General features: G+C 45.2%; 19 protein-coding genes and 1 other annotated feature. Of the genes, 12 read left to right on the top strand and 7 right to left on the bottom strand.

All coding sequences use genetic code 11. The features are described 5' to 3' along the window. Window positions 1-74: 74 nt before the first annotated feature. From NRIC_RS08515 to alsE, 6 genes are read left to right on the top strand one after another with little or no spacing between them, the layout of a single operon-like run. Complete coding sequence (locus NRIC_RS08515; protein WP_146622271.1) at window positions 75-833, top strand: PTS mannose/fructose/sorbose/N-acetylgalactosamine transporter subunit IIC; 759 nt, start codon at window positions 75-77, stop codon at window positions 831-833. 1 nt (window position 834) lies between these two features. Beyond that, complete coding sequence (locus NRIC_RS08510) at window positions 835-1,665, top strand: PTS system mannose/fructose/sorbose family transporter subunit IID (protein WP_146622270.1); 831 nt, start codon at window positions 835-837, stop codon at window positions 1,663-1,665. Window positions 1,666-1,677: 12 nt separating this feature from the next. Further along, the gene (locus tag NRIC_RS08505) at window positions 1,678-2,730 is read left to right on the top strand and encodes a galactitol-1-phosphate 5-dehydrogenase (protein WP_146622269.1); all 1,053 of its coding nucleotides are present in this window, start codon (window positions 1,678-1,680) and stop codon (window positions 2,728-2,730) included. Then, window positions 2,714-3,268, top strand: a complete 555-nt coding sequence (gene hxlB / locus NRIC_RS08500) for a 6-phospho-3-hexuloisomerase (protein WP_146622268.1) — start codon at window positions 2,714-2,716, stop codon at window positions 3,266-3,268. The genes NRIC_RS08505 and hxlB overlap by 17 nt, the downstream gene beginning before the upstream one ends. A 9-nt stretch (window positions 3,269-3,277) precedes the next feature. Beyond that, complete coding sequence (locus NRIC_RS08495; protein ID WP_146622267.1) at window positions 3,278-4,015, top strand: SDR family NAD(P)-dependent oxidoreductase; 738 nt, start codon at window positions 3,278-3,280, stop codon at window positions 4,013-4,015. A 26-nt stretch (window positions 4,016-4,041) separates the two neighbouring features. Continuing rightward, complete coding sequence (alsE, locus tag NRIC_RS08490) at window positions 4,042-4,713, top strand: D-allulose 6-phosphate 3-epimerase (protein WP_146622266.1); 672 nt, start codon at window positions 4,042-4,044, stop codon at window positions 4,711-4,713. Between the two features lie 45 nt (window positions 4,714-4,758). Here the strand turns inward: alsE and fni are convergent, their stop codons facing one another. From fni to mvk, 4 genes are read right to left on the bottom strand one after another with little or no spacing between them, the layout of a single operon-like run. After that, window positions 4,759-5,799, bottom strand: a complete 1,041-nt coding sequence (gene fni / locus NRIC_RS08485; RefSeq protein WP_146622265.1) for a type 2 isopentenyl-diphosphate Delta-isomerase — start codon at window positions 5,797-5,799, stop codon at window positions 4,759-4,761. Next, entirely contained in the window at window positions 5,789-6,880 is a 1,092-nt protein-coding gene (locus NRIC_RS08480) for a phosphomevalonate kinase (protein WP_146622264.1), read from the bottom strand. The genes fni and NRIC_RS08480 overlap by 11 nt, the downstream gene beginning before the upstream one ends. Then, a complete protein-coding gene (mvaD, locus tag NRIC_RS08475) occupies window positions 6,877-7,869 on the bottom strand; it encodes a diphosphomevalonate decarboxylase (RefSeq protein ID WP_146622263.1) in 993 nt (330 codons plus the stop codon). Before mvaD ends, NRIC_RS08480 begins: the two co-directional genes overlap by 4 nt. Beyond that, a complete protein-coding gene (gene mvk / locus NRIC_RS08470; RefSeq protein WP_146622262.1) occupies window positions 7,862-8,803 on the bottom strand; it encodes a mevalonate kinase in 942 nt (313 codons plus the stop codon). The genes mvaD and mvk overlap by 8 nt, the downstream gene beginning before the upstream one ends. 362 nt (window positions 8,804-9,165) lie before the next feature. On the opposite strand from mvk, the gene NRIC_RS08465 reads away from it, so the two are divergent. Further along, entirely contained in the window at window positions 9,166-9,825 is a 660-nt protein-coding gene (locus NRIC_RS08465) for a deoxynucleoside kinase (protein ID WP_175580033.1), read from the top strand. A gap of 424 nt (window positions 9,826-10,249) precedes the next feature. Continuing rightward, complete coding sequence (locus tag NRIC_RS08460; protein ID WP_146622260.1) at window positions 10,250-11,155, top strand: magnesium transporter CorA family protein; 906 nt, start codon at window positions 10,250-10,252, stop codon at window positions 11,153-11,155. A 43-nt stretch (window positions 11,156-11,198) separates the two neighbouring features. Here the strand turns inward: NRIC_RS08460 and NRIC_RS08455 are convergent, their stop codons facing one another. Both NRIC_RS08455 and NRIC_RS08450 read right to left on the bottom strand, forming a co-directional pair. Beyond that, on the bottom strand, window positions 11,199-12,008 hold the full coding sequence (locus NRIC_RS08455; RefSeq protein WP_146622259.1) for a Cof-type HAD-IIB family hydrolase: 810 nt from the start codon (window positions 12,006-12,008) through the stop codon (window positions 11,199-11,201). A 98-nt stretch (window positions 12,009-12,106) separates the two neighbouring features. Then, the gene (locus NRIC_RS08450; protein ID WP_146622258.1) at window positions 12,107-13,162 is read right to left on the bottom strand and encodes an FUSC family protein; all 1,056 of its coding nucleotides are present in this window, start codon (window positions 13,160-13,162) and stop codon (window positions 12,107-12,109) included. 145 nt (window positions 13,163-13,307) lie between these two features. Continuing rightward, window positions 13,308-13,437 (top strand) — a sequence feature (ribosomal protein L20 leader region). A gap of 36 nt (window positions 13,438-13,473) precedes the next feature. Between NRIC_RS08450 and infC the strand changes: the two genes are divergently transcribed. The 3 genes from infC to rplT all read left to right on the top strand — a co-directional run bounded on the left by infC (window position 13,474) and on the right by rplT (window position 14,716). Then, window positions 13,474-13,998, top strand: a complete 525-nt coding sequence (gene infC / locus NRIC_RS08445; RefSeq protein WP_146622257.1) for a translation initiation factor IF-3 — start codon at window positions 13,474-13,476, stop codon at window positions 13,996-13,998. A 92-nt stretch (window positions 13,999-14,090) separates the two neighbouring features. After that, window positions 14,091-14,291, top strand: coding sequence for a 50S ribosomal protein L35 (rpmI, locus tag NRIC_RS08440; protein ID WP_010755107.1), 201 nt, complete (start codon window positions 14,091-14,093; stop codon window positions 14,289-14,291). Window positions 14,292-14,356: 65 nt separating this feature from the next. After that, window positions 14,357-14,716 carry a 50S ribosomal protein L20 gene (gene rplT / locus NRIC_RS08435; protein ID WP_010747118.1) on the top strand — a complete coding sequence of 120 codons (360 nt, stop codon included), beginning with the start codon at window positions 14,357-14,359 and terminating at the stop codon, window positions 14,714-14,716. A 63-nt stretch (window positions 14,717-14,779) separates the two neighbouring features. Here the strand turns inward: rplT and NRIC_RS08430 are convergent, their stop codons facing one another. Further along, a complete protein-coding gene (locus NRIC_RS08430) occupies window positions 14,780-14,983 on the bottom strand; it encodes a tyrosine-type recombinase/integrase (RefSeq protein WP_265416106.1) in 204 nt (67 codons plus the stop codon). A 520-nt stretch (window positions 14,984-15,503) separates the two neighbouring features. On the opposite strand from NRIC_RS08430, the gene NRIC_RS08425 reads away from it, so the two are divergent. After that, the gene (locus NRIC_RS08425) at window positions 15,504-16,205 is read left to right on the top strand and encodes a helix-turn-helix domain-containing protein (RefSeq protein ID WP_175580032.1); all 702 of its coding nucleotides are present in this window, start codon (window positions 15,504-15,506) and stop codon (window positions 16,203-16,205) included. Window positions 16,206-16,354: the final 149 nt, after the last annotated feature.

Raw genomic sequence — 16,354 nt, 5'->3', positions numbered from 1 at the left:
GTGCAGTAAAAGAGGGGGTTCACGGGTGGCGAAAAACAAGCTGTCCGTATGAAAAGAAAAAAGGAGGAAAAAAAATGCTATTATCTGCGATTTTAGTCGCCATTATCTCAACGGTTTGTAACTGGTGGCCAAGTCATTTGATCACTCGTTCATGGTTGTACCCAATTTGGTCAGGATTTTTAGTGGCACTGGCGATGGGAGAACCGCTACTGGGAATGCAAGCTGCAGCCTACATCAACTTGGCCTATCTAGGCTGGATCACTGCTGGCGGAACGATGCCAGGAAATTTGCCAGTCGCTGCGGTGTTTGGGACAGCCATGACGATCTTGTCCGGAGCGGATCCTAGTTTGGCAGTGACCTTTGCTGTACCATTCAGTCTCTTTGGAATTTTGACCTTCCAATTGACGATGTCGATCAATGCATTGTGGGTCCATCAGGCGGAGAAATTCCTGGACAACGGAAATATTCGAGCAATGCGAATGATGAATTATGTTCCGTCAGGCATCTTGAACTTTATTATCACAGGTATTCCAGCTTTCATTTTAGTCTATTTTGGTGCTGAACCAATGCAAAATTTGTTGAACATGATCCCTGATTCCTTTGTAACAGCGATGCAGGTGGTTGGTGCGATCATGCCGGCTTTGGGGATTGCTATGCTGATCAGTTTCATGGGGAACAAGAAGATTATGCCGTTCTTTTTCTTAGGTTTTATTTTAGCGGTCTATTTGAAACTTGATGTGATGGCTATCACGGCAATCGCTGCGATTCTTGGTTTTGTTTTCTACAACACCGGTTTCTTAGATATGAAACCAGCTGGAAAGGAGCAATCATAAGATGGAAGTGAAATTAACGAAGAAAGAAATGTTGAAAAACTGGGCCTTGACTTATTCTAGTGAAACGGCCTACAACTACGAGCGACTTCAAGCATTAGGCCAGGCCAATGCCATGGTTCCCGTCATTCGCAAGCTTTATCCAGAGGACAAAGAACGACAAGTCAAAGAATTGAAGAAATACTTTGTGTTTTACAATACAGAACCTTCCTTCATCGGTACCATGATTCCGGGTGTTGCGGCAGCCATGGAGGAGCAGCGAGCAAACGGCGCAGAGGATATCACCGATGAGACGATCAATTCGCTGCGTACCGGACTGATGGGTCCAATCGCTGGGATCGGCGATACAGTCAGTCAGGGGATTGTTTATCCGATTCTTGCAGGGATCGCCTGCTCGCTGGCGATCGATGGCAGTTATGTTGGACCAATCTTTTTCGAAATAGCTTATAAAGCTTGTTTGATCGGCTTTGGCTGGAACATGTATCGTTTGGGTTACCAAAAGGGGAAATCCTTTATCTTGACGATGCTGCGTGAAGGAACGATCGCTCGATTGACGGAGATCTTCAGTATGATCGGTTTGATGGTCGTGGGCTGTATGACGGCATCACGGGTAAATGTGGAGATTCCGCTGGTTTTAAATATCAAAGGTGTGGAGCTGAATGTGCAGGAGCAGGTGATTAATGCATTGATGCCGGGGCTCGTTCCATTAGGGATCACCATGCTGGTATATTGGCTGGTACGCAAGAAGGTCAATATCAATTTGATTATTTTGATTATCTTCATTCTGGGGATTACTTTGGCCTATCTAGGTGTTTTAGGAGTTCCAGAAGGATAGAAGGAGGATGTCATGAAAGCTGTTGAGTTAGTCTCTATCGGGGAATTAACCTTAGTGGATAAAGCCCAGCCTACGCCTAAAGCAGGGGAGGTTTTGATCAAAATCATGGCCTGCGGGATTTGCGGGTCAGATATCCCGCGAACCTTTGTGACGGGGTCTTATCATTTTCCGACGGTTCTCGGCCATGAATTTTCTGGTGAAATCGTGGCTTTGGGCGAAGGGGTTGCGGAAAGCTATCTAGGCAAGAAGGCTGCGGTGTTTCCGTTACTGCCTTGCAATACGTGTGAGTTTTGCCGCTCCGGCAATTACGCACAATGTACCGATTACAATTATTTCGGTTCACGGACCGATGGTGGATTTGAGGAGTATTTAGCAGTGCCGCTGTTCAACTTGGTGCTGCTGGAGGATCAGGTCAGCTTTGAGGAAGGGGCAATGGTCGAACCGGCAACGGTCGCACAGCATGTGATCAACAAAGCTCAACTCTCATTAGGAGATTCGATCGTGATCTTCGGAGCTGGTCCGATCGGTGTCATGGTTGCTCAATGGGCTCAGATCAATGGAGCCGGAAAAGTGATCTTAGCAGACATCGATCAAACCAAAGTCGACTTTGCTAAAAAAATAGGGTTTGAATTTGTCTGCAACAGTGCAGAGGTTTCGGCCGAGGATTTTATCAAAGAAATGCTGAATGGCAAACTGGCCGATGTCGCAGTCGAAGCTACAGGGGCCAGTGCCGCTTTTGATCAATGTGTGCAATCCATTCGTGCATTTGGTCGAGTCGTTTTGTTGGGTAATCCACATTCAGACATGCTATTGCAGCAGAAAACCTATGATCAGTTTATGCGCAAGGAGGGGACCATCGTGGGCATGTTCAACAGTGTCTATGACAAAATCCCCAAAAACGAATGGCAGATCACTGCCCAGGCAATTGCAAATGGCAGTCTGAAGCTGTCGCCGTTGATCACCCATAAAGTCCCGATCGAAGGATTGATCGAGGCGTTTGACATCGTTCACGAGAAAAAAGAATTTTATAACAAGGTGTTGATGGTACATGAAGACATATTATGAAAATAGTCAAGCAGTGGTCGCCGAATTGGGTCAACTGTTGGGCAAGGTTTCAGAAGAGCAGCAGCAGGAATATGCTCAAGCGCTCCTGCAGGCAGAACAGGTTTTCTTTGTTGGTGTTGGCCGGGTCCGTTTGGCTTTGGAAGCAGCCGTCAAACGACTGACTCATTTAGGAATCCACTGTCACATGGTGGGGGATCTGAACGAACCGCCGATTACAGATAAGGATCTGCTGGTCGTCGGCAGCGGGTCAGGGGAATCGTTGTTTCCTCTGGGGATCGCTAAAAAGGCCAAGACCTTCGATGCGCGGATCGTTCATCTGACCTCGAATCCAGAAAGCTCGATTGCCCAACTGGCCGACGTGATCGTCCGTTTTGAAAGTCCATCAAAGAGTTCCCAAGCATTTACGTCAATTCAACCGATGACCACGGTGTTTGAACAAGGGCTGCTGGTGTTCCACGACGTACTTGCACTGCAATTGATGGAAGAAAAAGGAATGACCTTTGAACAATTAAAAGCCAATCATGCCAATTTAGAATAGAGGGAAAAAATGAAAAAGAAAACAGCAATGATCACCGGTGCAGCCGGCGGGTTAGGCCAAGCGGTGGTTCAAAAGCTGGTCGCGCAAGAATTTATGGTTTTTGTCAATGACAATGATGCAGACCGTTTGAAAGCATTAGAAGAATCCTGCGGAACTGAACATGTGCATGCACTGTGCTTTGATGTAACCCAGGAAGACGCTTGGAAAAAAGCCGCTGCAACGATCCAAGAAAAAGCTGGAAAGCTGGATGTCTTGTTCAACAATGCCGGCATTTTTAAAATCGACACGATCGAGGATACAACGGTCGAGCTGTGGGAAAAAACCATGGCTGTCAATACGCTGAGTATGTTTTTGGGAATCAAAGAGATGCTGCCGTTGCTTAAAAATGGCAGCAGCGTAATCAATACGGCTTCGATCGCTTCGTTCTTAGGCTCGAAAAACCGAATTGCTTATGCCGCTTCAAAGGGGGCCGTAGCGTCTCTAACGAAGGCGGCAGCCATTGAATTAGCACCAAGAGGGATTCGTGTAAATTCGGTCCATCCAGCTTACATCAAGACCCAGATGGCAGAGCACGCTGCTTTGGCCACGGACCGGACGATGGAAGAGATGGGTGCGCGTATTCCGCTATACAATCGGATCAGTACGGCGGATGAAGTTGCAGATGCCGTGGTATTCCTTGCATCCGATGCTTCACGCTTTATGACTGGTTCAGAAATGGTCGTCGACGGAGGACAATCGGTCAACTAAATTCAGGAAAGAAAGAGGGAAAGCTTATGGTGAAATTATCGCCTTCACTCATGTGTATGGATCTAGGCAAATTCAACGAACAGATCGCGTATCTCAATACCGTGATGGATTACTATCATATCGATATCATGGATGGTCACTACGTCAACAATATGACCCTTTCACCATGGTTCATCGAACAGCTTCAGGCACATACCGATGTTCCGCTGGATGCCCACCTGATGGTCACCAATCCAGTTGAGTATGTGGAACCGTTATTAGACTTAGGGGTAGAGGTCATCAGTATTCATGCGGAGCATTTGAATGGACATGCTTTTCGAGTGAGTCAAACCATCAAGGCACAGGGGAAAAAGATGGGGGTAGTAATCAATCCGGAAACCCCGATGGAGCTGATCCTTGATTACCTGCACCTAATCGATATCGTAACGGTGATGACGGTTGATCCGGGATTTGCCGGGCAGAAGTTCATTGTTGAAAGCTTGAACAAGGTGCGCTGGCTGAAAGACTATCGGGAAACGAATGAACTTGGGTTTTTGATTCAGATCGACGGGTCCTGCAATGAAAAAACCTACAGTCGGATGCTGGAGGCCGGAGCAGATATTTTGATCATTGGTTCCAGCGGGTTATTCAGCTTGGATGAGGATATAGCCAAGTCTGTGGCTTTATTAAATGAACACCTGACTCAAGCCATGCAATAACTAAAAAAGATGCTGTATTGTTTTCGCACAATACAGCATCTTTTTTTATCGTGTGGCTAATTTTCTGACGTCGATGCCTCTTAGGTCGCACCATTCCCTCGGTGCTCCTGTAATCATCAATTGGTTCTTTTGAACCTCGTTGGTCGTGGCTCTGCCAGTCATCAAATACAGCCGCCGCAATTGTTCTTTCCAATCTTCGACCATTTGGATCGTTGCATCGATGCCGTCTGACATCAAGGTATGCAAAAATGTACCGGAAATCCCAACAGCGTGAGCACCTAAAGATAAGGCTTTGAAGATGTCAAAGGCATCACGAATGCCGCCAGAAGCCAGCAAGGTCACATCGTTGGCAAAGGGTTGTGCCTCTAACAAGGAAACCACTGTAGATTGCCCCCACTGGTCTAAGTAAGCCAGTTCATGGCGTTTGCGGCGAGAGTTCTCGATTTTAGTGAAGCTGGTGCCGCCGCGTCCGGAGACATCGATCGCCGGAACACCTAATTCTACCAATCGCTGCACCGTTTCTTGAGCCATGCCGAAACCAACCTCTTTCACGAGGATTGGTACCTCCAGCAATTCTAATGATTGACGAATATTGGTCTCCCATTGTTCAAAATCGTGTTCACCCTCGGGCATTACCAGTTCCTGTGGAACGTTCAGATGAATCTGAAGACCGTCTGCCTGCAGCAGATCAACGATTTTTTTGGCATCTTCAGCTGTACGTCCAGCACCCATATTTCCTAACAGCAGGCCGTTAGGATTTTCTTCACGAATAACGGTGTAGGAATCTGCTACCGAAGGATCCTTTAAGGCGGCAGAAACGGAGCCAGTTGCCATCATCAAGCCGGTCTCGCGGGCTACGATCGCCAGCTGCTGATTGAAAATCTTGGTTTTCTCACTGCCGCCGGTCATCGCATTGATGTAAAAAGGAACGTCCAGCGACAAACCGGCGATCGAGGTAGAAAGGTCGATTGAATCATCAGACAAAGCGACTAGCGATTGATGGACAAAAGAGACCGCATCGAAGTCGTTCTCCTTGGCCTTGTATTGTGTTTTAGCTAATAAAAGATGTTCGTCTTTACGATTCATTCATCTTCTCCTCGTTTAAATGGTAGACGTGCAGCGGCAACGGTGTGATTCCGGCTTTTTCCCAAGCGCTCATCAACGGCAGGATCCCGGCCTTTTTATCCACGATCACGATGCCGCAGTCGCCGCCGCCAGCACCTGAGGATTTCGCGGCACCGCCATATTGCTCAGCCAGATCGCTCATGACCTGCAGCTGCTGCGTTTCGATCGAGACATTGCTGAAGGTGGTCAGTTGAGTGAGCAAGGCTCGATTGGTACGGATCATTGCTTGGATCAATGAAACATCCTCTTGCTTGAAGCCTTGGATCATTTGTGCGACACAGGCTTTACTGTCTGCCAAAAACTGTTGATAGGCCGCTTCTTTTTGCTCGCGAGACTGGTGGACCTGATCGACCAGATCGGAGGTCGATGCTGGACTGCCAGTCCAGCCGATCAATAGGCGCAGGTCTTCCGGAGCCTTCAGCGGTTCGATTTTCAGGCTGGGCCAATCACTTTTGACCAGATCGGTCAGCGATCGAGAAGTTAGCTGGTTCAATACCCAGTCATGATCAAAGGTCGAAAAGGCTAACCAGCCACCATAGCAGCTGGCCGCAATGTCGCCGCAGGAACCATTGCCCTGGACATTCAAATGAGCCAAAGTTGCTAATTTGAAAAGCTCCAATTGGGAAAGCCCTAATTGGTAATAGGCATCCAAGGCTTTGACTGTTGCGACCGTCACTGCGCCGCTGGAACCAAGTCCATATTTCCGTCCATTGGAATTGTCCAGCTCGCTGGTCACCTTCAGATCGTAAAAGGTCAGGGTCTTGTTGTTTTCCAGCGCAAATTTTTCAGTAAAGTGAATGGCGGCCAGAATATAATGGAATGGATTGTCCCGAATATCCAAGACCAATTCACCTTTGCGTCGAGTCCAGCGGATCGGCATGTCGCTGTATTGAGCAGATTGGATGCTGCCGTTGCGTTTCGATGACTTGATCGAGACGTTGATGAACTGGTCAATCGCTGCGATGATTGCAGGATGCCCTGGTTCGACGACCGCATATTCCCCGGCGATATAAAGTTTTCCTGGTGCTGACACTTCGATCATGTTCGTTCTTCCTTTGGTAAGATTTGGATTGCCGGCCCGGCATGGGCGACAATCAGCTGTTCACGAGAAAATTGTTCCGCTAGCTTTTGAAGTACTTGCTTTTCATGTGTTTTTTGAACGAGGACTTTCACATTGGGACCGGCGTCCATCGTAAAGTAGCAGGGTAAGCCCTCTTGACGCAGCTGACGCACCAAGGACATTGCCTTCATGCTTTCCGCCGACCAATAAGTGAAGGGCGGTTGTGCAGCCAAGGTCGTGCCGTGCATTTTTAAGGCACTGGCTTCGGTCACTTCGCCTAATGCTTGGAAATCCTTTTTTTGGATCGCTTTTTTGGCTTTTGACAAATCCGTTGGTACTGTATCCAGCCAGCCCTGATAAAAAGCGGAAGTTTCCACTGTCCGCTGCATGCCGTCCCGGCTGGAGATATCCTTTTGTTGGTCATTCACTACGACGAAGATCATGCTCAATTCTTCAGCAAAGCCTTCAGAAGGAATGGCTTCTGCATAGGAAGTTTCATCGGAATCGCCTTTTTGCCATTCCGCAAAGCCGCCGTAAATACTGCGGCAGGCCGATCCGGAACCACGACGTGCCAGTCGAGATAATTCTTGTGGTGTCAATGAAAGATCCAAAGCTTCCGCTGCTGCACCTGCTAATGCAGCCAGACCGCTGGCTGAAGAAGCTAAACCGGCAGCGGTTGGCACAAAATTTCGGCTTGCGACTTTAGCGAACAGCTTCGAATCGGCTTTTTGCCGTACCAAATCTAAAAACATGCTGATTTTTTCCGTGGCTTTGGCATCTTGCAAGTGCCCATCTAAGTAAAATCTATCTTCTGTATAATCTTCTGAGAAAACAACCTCAGTTTCTGTATAAAAAGCATCCAGGGTCAGCGATAGGCTGTTGTTCATTGGCAAAATGAATGCTTGATCGGCTTTTCCCCAGTATTTGATTAACGCGATATTGGTGTAAGCCCGCGCCTTTCCACTATGCATGTGCATATACTCCTAACCCTTCGATCCATGTATCTCGAGCCCCTGCACGAGATAAAATGGTTTGTAGATGACGCCCTTGTGCTTCGTTTTCCGCTAATGCGATCATACAGCCGCCCCGGCCCCCGCCGGTCAGCTTGGCCCCTAATGCCTGGTGCATCAGTGCCGTGTCAATCAAATGATCCAGTGCGTCGTTGCTGGTGCCAAGAATGCGCAACTGCTCCTGAGCTTGATTCATGCAGTCGCCCAACCGGTGCGGCTGATTCAAAAGGATTGCCTGCTGAGCGGTCTTTGTCAACCAGCCGATTTCGCGGATCCGTGGTGCTGTCGTCGAAAATTGAGTATTCATCAACTGAGCCACATCTTTGACGGCTTTGCGCGTTTGGCCTTTGAAGCCAGTATCGGCGACTACCAAAAAGGCATCCATATTCAGCTCGAAAGGTTGGAAATCCAAGCCTTTCTGGTACAACAAAGGCTCTGTTCCGCTGATCGTGGTGGCATCGATGCCGCTGGGGTTGCCGTGAGCGATCTTTTCTGCTTGATGAACAAAATAAAGAATATCGGTCTGCGCAGCTGGGATCTCCATCCAGTCAAAAAAAGCACGCGTGATCGAGACAGCCACGGCTGCACTAGATCCCATCCCGCGTTCCGCGGGGATCGTGCTGTCGATAGTTATATAAAAAGGTTCCTGTACGGCAAAATGACGGATCAGCTGCCATACTAAAGCTGTAACATTTCTCATCGTCGCAGGAGCTTGTGTAAGAGGACCGTGATAGAAACTCGATTGAATCCATGATTCCTGAGAGTGAAGCTGGATCGTCGTATCGATCCCTGTTCCGGAAAACGGAAAGGCGATCGCTGGTTCACCGTAGACGACGGCGTGTTCACCCATTAAAATGATTTTACCGCTGGCATGTCCATGGCCGATGGTCTTCATCGTAAAACTCCTTTTTAGTCAGAATATACTATTTTTTAAACTGTACTCCATTCTACTAAACAACTTAGGCAGAATCAAAACGTTCGATCGCTTCTGCACAAGCCAGTTCGAAAGAAGAGCCAGCTTCTTAGTGAAAAAGGGATCGGACTCCCTCTAGATCTCTTCCATTTTACTGAGAGAAAACGAACAAGTAAATGAAAACGATGAAAACTTCTGAAAAATGAACTTTTTTTTAAACATTCTCGGATTAAAATAATCCTCTATTTCTTTTGTTTTTTATTTGACGCCACAAGATATTGGGGGTATATTAATAAAGTTGAAAAAAAAGATACTATATTTTGTGCGAAGTGAGTTGGAGGTTAATGAGCGTGATCGTATTAGCGGGAACGATTGGGGCAGGAAAATCAAGTTTAACAGCCATGCTGTCAGAATACTTAGGCAGTCAAGCATTTTATGAATCCATCGAAGACAATGAAGTGCTGCCATTATTTTATGCAAACCCAGAACAATATGCATTTTTACTACAAATTTATTTCTTAAATAAGCGGTTCGACAGCATCAAAAAAGCGATGCAGGATGACAACAATGTCTTGGACCGTTCGATCTATGAAGATTCACTGCTGTTTCACTTAAATGCCGATCTTGGTCGGGCAACCGAAACAGAAGTAAAGGTCTACGATGAGCTGTTGGCCAACATGATGGAAGAATTGCCCTATGCTGCAAACAAAAAACATCCAGATCTGTTGATCCATATTCGGGTCTCCTTTGAAACCATGCTGGACCGGATCACCAAACGCGGCAGAGAATACGAGCAGCTGGAATTTGATCCCACCTTGTATGACTATTACAAAGAGCTGAACAAGCGTTACGACCAATGGTATGAAGACTACAATGAAAGTCCGAAAATCCAAATTGACGGGGATCAGTTGAACTTTGTAGAAGATCCGCAGGCAAGAGACATCGTTTTAAAATTGATCGACGAAAAAATTGCAGAGGTACAGCAGCTGTCGGTTGTGGAATAAGCAAAGAGCGGGGAAACCTGCTCTTTTTTGTTGAATAGTTATGGGGAGTGTCAGTTATCCTTTTCCGCATGTTAAATTTTGTTTTGTTTGAAGTAGGGTGATGATGAATTATCCTTTATGATCAAAACACTGTCCGAACACATCAAAGCGTATTGACGGAAAAAGACTCTTTCCAATGGGCGGTGATACAGCTGATCGGGATCGCTTTGTTGATCCATTCGTTATGAGCGTTCAAAGGAAGACCTAGCCTTCCAGATTTTACTGTCGGATTGTTAATGCTTGCTGTCGGAAGGCTGACGCGTTAATTATTTCAACAAATCAACCCTAAAGGTGAGGGTGCGGTGTCCTAAATCTGTGGTGTTTTTTTGTCGGATTCGTGTTTTTCTCTTATAATGAGAAAGAAGCTGGATCAAGGAGGGAAATCATGTTAGAGAAACAACGCTTTAATCAAGGCTTGTGTTCATGGATCAATGTGGACGCCAAAAATACCGAAGAGGTCGCCAAATTACGAGAACGCTACCAGATCAGTGATGAGATGCTGACCTACTCCCTCGATAAAAATGAACGTGCCCGAGTCGAATATGATCCCATGACCCATTCTTTGCTGGTGGTTTTCAATGTTGCTCATTTGGATAAAACGGACAATCACTATGAAACCAGTCCGATGGCGTTCATTTTGAAAGACCATCATATGTTTACTTTTGTTTCCGAGCGGACGAAGTATGTCGTCGCGGTGATCGAAAATCAGTTGAAACGAGAACCCAAGCAAAGTACGGCCAGTTTGCTGTTTCATACCTTATTTGTGATCTCGGATTACTATTTTCCGTTGATCGAAGAGGTCAACAGCGAACGGATCCGATTGAATGCGCGCTTGCGAGAGAAGACTACGAACAAGAATCTACTGCGCCTGTCTGACTTGGAGATTGGGCTGGTCTACCTAGTGACGGCTACCAAGCAAAATGTTGTGCTGCTGGAACAAATTAAAGCACAAGGACTGTTCCCAAGCTTCACCGATAAGGAAAAAGAGCAACTGGACGATGCCTTGATCGAGGCCAAACAGGCCGTTGAGATGACTCAGCTGGCCAGTGAGATATTGGATCAGCTATCAGGTACCTATAATAATTTGCTGAACAATAATTTGAACGACACGATGAAAATTTTGACGATCTGGTCGCTGCTGTTGACGATCCCGACGATCGTTTCGGGCTTCTTTGGCATGAATATGCCGCTGCCCTTCGAAAATTCCAACGCTGGTTGGATCATTTCTTTAGTGATCAGTTTGGGATTATCTGTGTGGATGATCATCGTGCTGTGGCGAAGAATACGTTAAAAAATGGGCGAAACGGAGGTGAAGACCGTTTCGCCCATTCATTTTAGAGGACAAATTTTTGAATGACTTCCGCCACTGCACTCTGGTTATGGTCAGCATCCGTCACATATTGTGCAATCGCTTTGATCTCAGGAATCGCATTTTGGACTGCGACTCCTAATTCCGCTGTTTCGATCATCGTGCGGTCATTGGTGTTGTCACCAATCGCAATGGTTTCCTGTGGAGCGATGCCAAGTCGTTTTGCCAAGCTCAGCAAAGCCTCTCCCTTGGTCACGCCAGCTGGATTGAATTCGAGATAGCGGTTGGAGGAGTAGCTGATTTCGACCTGAGCGCGCAGTTCTCGCGGCAATTCGGCCTCGATGGTCTCAAGGTAGCGGCGATCGAGGTTTTGGAACAACACTTTGTAGCAAACTTCGTCGTTTAAGAAGTCGATCTCATTGGTCTCAACGACTTGATGAGGAATTGTGCTCAAATAAGCGGCTTCCTCCGGGTTGATTTGGTAAATATAAGCCTGATCAAACGTATAGAGGTGGATTGTTACCTCGTAGTTCAGACCAAACTGAAACAGAGTGCTAAGCAGGTCGAAGTCGATCGGGTTGTCTTCAATGATCGTTCCTCCCTGATTCGCTACGATCACTCCGCCGTTAAGGCCGATCATGTAGTGGTCTTGTTTATCCACGGCGTCTAATTCTTCCAATGTCTTGCGGATCGAATGGAATCCCCGACCAGTAGCAGGAACGAAAAAAGCTCCGGCTTCCTCCGCTTTTTTGATCCATTCGAGGTTTCTTTTTGAGACATGCCGCTCCTTGTCCAACAGAGTTTCATCTAAATCACAGGTGATCAATCGATACATACAGGCGCTCCTTTTCCTTTTCTTAGCCTCATTATAGCAAAGAGCCGTCAATTTGAAAAAAAACCACCGACTGCTTCAGACAGACGGCGAGCACGGCGTTATTCTGTTTCGTTGTCAAAATTTTCATCCAGACTAAATTTCTGATTGTAAAAAATCAGTCCAGTGGTCATGATCCAGGCTGCTCCCAGCCCCAGCATACCACCTAAAACGATCCCTAAGAAACGATATTGAATCAAGGTATACAAGTACTGATGTCTGACTAGCATGGATAGCATCAATGCCATGGGTGTGGTGAAAAACTGCGCCAAAGCATAATTGCGCGGAATAAAAAATTCAACCGTCATGAACAGCAAGGTGATTACCACTAATGTTTGCAACACGGACAAATGCAGTGTCAAAAGCAGTGCGGCGATCATCAATCCAATGATCGAGCCGAAGATTCGTTGGATGTTGCGATGCAGCATGGCGCGCAAATTGTCGCCCTGCAGGATCGCCGCACAGGAAACCACCATCCAATAAGGATTTTTCAACTGCAATCCAAAGCTCAGATAAACCGCTAGAAAAAGTACGGCCGCATAAAATAAGCTATCGATGATCACGGCAGGATCATTGTTGATCCGCTGAGTAAGAGAGAGCAGGTTGGAGGACTCAGGTTTTCGTTGATCGAAAAGAGAAAGTACTGCTGCAAAAAATAAAGAGAAGGCAACACCGATCAAAAAATAAAGACTCATCACCGGGATTTTCTGTAAGGGGATCGAAGTACTGGCGCCCATGGCAGTCACCATTACGACAAAAAAGGCCCCTGGCTTGGCGATGCCGTAAAGACGAAAAAACAAACGCCCGATGAATCCGACCAATGCGACGACAAGGGGTGCAGTCCAATGCAGATGAGTCGAAAGCATTCCTAAAAAGTTGCTTAATAAAAGAAAACTCCCAATGGTGGATAACCGAAGCATGGATTGCTTTATGGGGAGTGGACGGGAATACAAAAAGGTGAAAATACCTAAAGAGCCGAAACTGGCGATCGCCAGCTGGTGTGAAAAGTAGCCGGTGAACAAGACACTGAGCATGCAAAGGCCGGCGCCGATCCAGCGAAGGGAAGAGTCCTTTGGCTGGTTATAATGAAGCAATTCTCGAAAGAAAGAATGTTCCATTGAATCACTCCTATTCTAAATAAATGTTCCTATCCAGCTTAGCACAAAAATGAAAAGAAAACTATCGACGTTTTCTGAAACAGAAGAAAAACGAACAAAATAAGTTGACTTTGCTGTTTGAACACTGTATACTATAAAAGTTGAGAAATAAAAGCAGAAGCACCCGCTTCTCGCCTTAGCTGACCGAGGTCACTGGGCTGGATAGTTAATGACTTGTCTTTAGAGATGAGGATAACTGCGCGCGGGTTCGTTACGAACTCGTTTTTTTGTGCGATCGCGCTTTGACTTTCTCTCAAAAATTTTGGAGGTGAATGACCATAGCAAAGGATATGATGGTTAACGACGGCATTCGTGCTCGTGAAGTGCGTTTGATCGATCAAAATGGCGAACAATTAGGTGTGAAATCTAAAGCGGAAGCATTAAGAATCGCTGAACAGGCTAATCTTGATGTCGTCCTTGTAGCTCCAGGCGCAAAACCACCGGTGGCGCGTATCATGGATTACGGGAAATACCGCTTTGAACAACAGAAAAAAGAACGTGAAGCACGCAAGAAACAAAAAGTGATTAACGTTAAAGAAGTTCGTTTAAGTCCAACGATCGATATCAACGACTTTAATACGAAACTTCGCAATGCACGTAAGTTCCTGGAAAAAGGCGATAAAGTGAAAGCTTCTATCCGTTTCAAGGGCCGTGCCATTACCCACAAAGAAATTGGTCAGAAAGTCTTGAATCGCTTAGCTGAAGAAACTGACGATATTGCGACAGTGGAACAAAAAGCGAAAATGGACGGACGTAGCATGTTCTTAGTGCTTGCACCGAAAGAGAAAAAAGACTAACAGTCAGCAAAAATAGTTTGAGGATGCTTGTTCAACTTTTACATTTCTTGTAGTTGAACGGTATGCAAAATGAAATGTAGGAGGAATTAATTATGCCAAAACAAAAAACACACCGCGGATTAGCAAAACGCGTCAAACGTACTGGTGGTGGCGGATTGAAACGCTTCCGTGCCTTTACAAGTCACCGTTTCCACGGAAAAACTAAAAAACAACGTCGTCAATTGCGTAAAGCACGTATGGTGTCAGCTGGCGATTACAAACGTATCCGTCAACAACTTGCTCGCATGAAATAATTGCGGCACCTGAGCTTTACTACTTTAATTTTAAAATTCAACAGAAACATTAGGAGGAATTAAACATGGCACGTGTTAAAGGTGGAACAGTAACTCGTAAACGTCGTAAAAAGACACTAAAATTAGCTAAAGGTTACTACGGTTCTAAACACACCCTATTTAAAACAGCTAAAGAACAAGTAATGAATTCATACAACTACGCATACCGCGATCGTCGTCAGAAAAAACGCGACTTCCGCAAATTGTGGATTGCACGTATCAACGCTGCTGCTCGTATGAACGGCTTGAGCTATTCAAAATTAATGCATGGCTTGAAAGTAGCCGGTATCGAGATCAACCGCAAAATGCTAGCTGACTTAGCAGTAAATGATGCAGCTGCATTTACCGCTCTAGCTGACCAAGCAAAAGATTCATTAGCTAAATAAGCTTATAAACGTTGATTTAACAACATGAACCTCGCTCTTATTGAGCGGGGTTTTTCTTTTGATCTAGAGATTAACCCAGCTTTTTCCATTCTTCATATAATTGCCAAAACTATTGGCGGTTTCTTCTTTGACTTTTTTGGTCACACGAGTGTAAACATTCATGATCGTTTTAGTGCTATGACCCAGATGTGCTTGGACTTGCTTCATACGGGCACCAGCTTCAAATAATAAAGAAGCATGAGTAGGGCGAAAACCGTGTGGCGTGATCTGCCGCGTATCCTTATTGTGACGAAAGAATGTTTGCAGCCATGTAATTGTGCTTTAGACAGACCTATTTTTGGGTAGAAAGATCATCATGAAAAAGCGAATGACTCTTAATCCATTAAAACCATTCACTCGATGAAAGAATACATCTTCGTCTGATTAGCAAAAGATTCATTGAACAAATAATAATTATTACAATATTATTGATTTAAACTAGGAAAAAGTCACTAATTTCAGTGGAAGGGTTCTTTTTTTATATTTTTTCGAGTAAATTTCTTTGAGATCCCCCTAAAAATAACAGAGCATTGGGTAAAATATCAAAAAAAGAAGAAAAAATTAATATTTTTAATAGGGATTCTTATTGAGGATCTCTTTATGATGTGGTAATTTTGAACTGTAAATAGGAATATGTTTTTTTAATTAGTAGTAACATTTTTTAGGAATTATTTTGTGAGGTAAAAAACAATTCTTTTTATAACGATCAAATAGACCAAATATTATGAGGAAAAGTTGGGTGAGGCGAATGAAAAGAATGATTATTCTAACGAGAAACATACTGGCAGAACAGAAGCTTCAAGACATGCTGCAAAAGTTGGATTACGAAGTTTTTGTCACAAAGAGACTGTTTCACAAGGAGAGCTCTGTGATCGATTTCTTGCATTTTTTTAATATTGTCATTTTCAGTGAAACCTTGTCAAACAGAGAAGTGGAAAATGTTCTGGAATTTCTGGAGAAACCGGAATTTCAATTCGTCAGAAGAGCAGAGACGACAAGCGAAAAACAGTCTTACAGTAAAGAGGTCCATTATCTGCCTGTGGAGCTTTCGTTGTCGGAGTTAAGGGAGCAAATGCTGAAATTCGCAGGTGAGAACCAAGAAGAGGAATCATTTGGCTTGAAGGAGTATGAATTCTCGGAGACGAACCGGCATAATTTGTTGACCTTCTACAACTCGCTGAACAAATTAGAATTGCGGATTTTAAAGGTGTTGTTGGAGCATATCGACGGTATCGTATCTCGTGAAGAATTATGCACGATTTTATGGGAAGAGGGAATGAGCAATTCTCGTCTAGTCCAAATCTCTTCGGCGATTGGCAGTATTCGCAAGAAGATGGAGCAAGCAAACGTCAATGATTTCAACATCATCACGTATTGGCGAAACGGGTACCGGTTAAGTGAGTTGATCCAAGGATCAATGACCGGCTACTTTTCAACCTTGATGGAATAATCTGAATCAATTAAAAAAGGGAATGCATGCGAGCAGAGATGTTGCATGCATTCCTTTTTGCTCTTGGCTTACAAATTCGGATATGTTCATTAATAGAAATAAAGTGATCTTTAAATGAAATAGAAAAGTCAATACGCTTATGATAAAAT

Source organism: Enterococcus florum, assembly GCF_004309355.1.
GTDB lineage: Bacteria > Bacillota > Bacilli > Lactobacillales > Enterococcaceae > Enterococcus_A > Enterococcus_A florum.
This window is presented reverse-complemented; position numbering and strand designations above follow the sequence as displayed.

Bases quoted from the DNA above. Each gene is read 5' to 3' on its own strand.
- NRIC_RS08515 (WP_146622271.1), top strand. From the start codon at position 75: ATGCTATTATCTGCGATTTTAGTCGCCATTATCTCAACGGTTTGTAAC.
- NRIC_RS08510 (WP_146622270.1), top strand. From the start codon at position 835: ATGGAAGTGAAATTAACGAAGAAAGAAATGTTGAAAAACTGGGCCTTG.
- NRIC_RS08505 (WP_146622269.1), top strand. From the start codon at position 1,678: ATGAAAGCTGTTGAGTTAGTCTCTATCGGGGAATTAACCTTAGTGGAT.
- hxlB (WP_146622268.1), top strand. From the start codon at position 2,714: ATGAAGACATATTATGAAAATAGTCAAGCAGTGGTCGCCGAATTGGGT.
- NRIC_RS08495 (WP_146622267.1), top strand. From the start codon at position 3,278: ATGAAAAAGAAAACAGCAATGATCACCGGTGCAGCCGGCGGGTTAGGC.
- alsE (WP_146622266.1), top strand. From the start codon at position 4,042: ATGGTGAAATTATCGCCTTCACTCATGTGTATGGATCTAGGCAAATTC.
- fni (WP_146622265.1), bottom strand. From the start codon at position 5,799: ATGAATCGTAAAGACGAACATCTTTTATTAGCTAAAACACAATACAAG.
- NRIC_RS08480 (WP_146622264.1), bottom strand. From the start codon at position 6,880: ATGATCGAAGTGTCAGCACCAGGAAAACTTTATATCGCCGGGGAATAT.
- mvaD (WP_146622263.1), bottom strand. From the start codon at position 7,869: ATGCATAGTGGAAAGGCGCGGGCTTACACCAATATCGCGTTAATCAAA.
- mvk (WP_146622262.1), bottom strand. From the start codon at position 8,803: ATGAAGACCATCGGCCATGGACATGCCAGCGGTAAAATCATTTTAATG.
- NRIC_RS08465 (WP_175580033.1), top strand. From the start codon at position 9,166: ATGAGCGTGATCGTATTAGCGGGAACGATTGGGGCAGGAAAATCAAGT.
- NRIC_RS08460 (WP_146622260.1), top strand. From the start codon at position 10,250: ATGTTAGAGAAACAACGCTTTAATCAAGGCTTGTGTTCATGGATCAAT.
- NRIC_RS08455 (WP_146622259.1), bottom strand. From the start codon at position 12,008: ATGTATCGATTGATCACCTGTGATTTAGATGAAACTCTGTTGGACAAG.
- NRIC_RS08450 (WP_146622258.1), bottom strand. From the start codon at position 13,162: ATGGAACATTCTTTCTTTCGAGAATTGCTTCATTATAACCAGCCAAAG.
- infC (WP_146622257.1), top strand. From the start codon at position 13,474: ATGACCATAGCAAAGGATATGATGGTTAACGACGGCATTCGTGCTCGT.
- rpmI (WP_010755107.1), top strand. From the start codon at position 14,091: ATGCCAAAACAAAAAACACACCGCGGATTAGCAAAACGCGTCAAACGT.
- rplT (WP_010747118.1), top strand. From the start codon at position 14,357: ATGGCACGTGTTAAAGGTGGAACAGTAACTCGTAAACGTCGTAAAAAG.
- NRIC_RS08425 (WP_175580032.1), top strand. From the start codon at position 15,504: ATGAAAAGAATGATTATTCTAACGAGAAACATACTGGCAGAACAGAAG.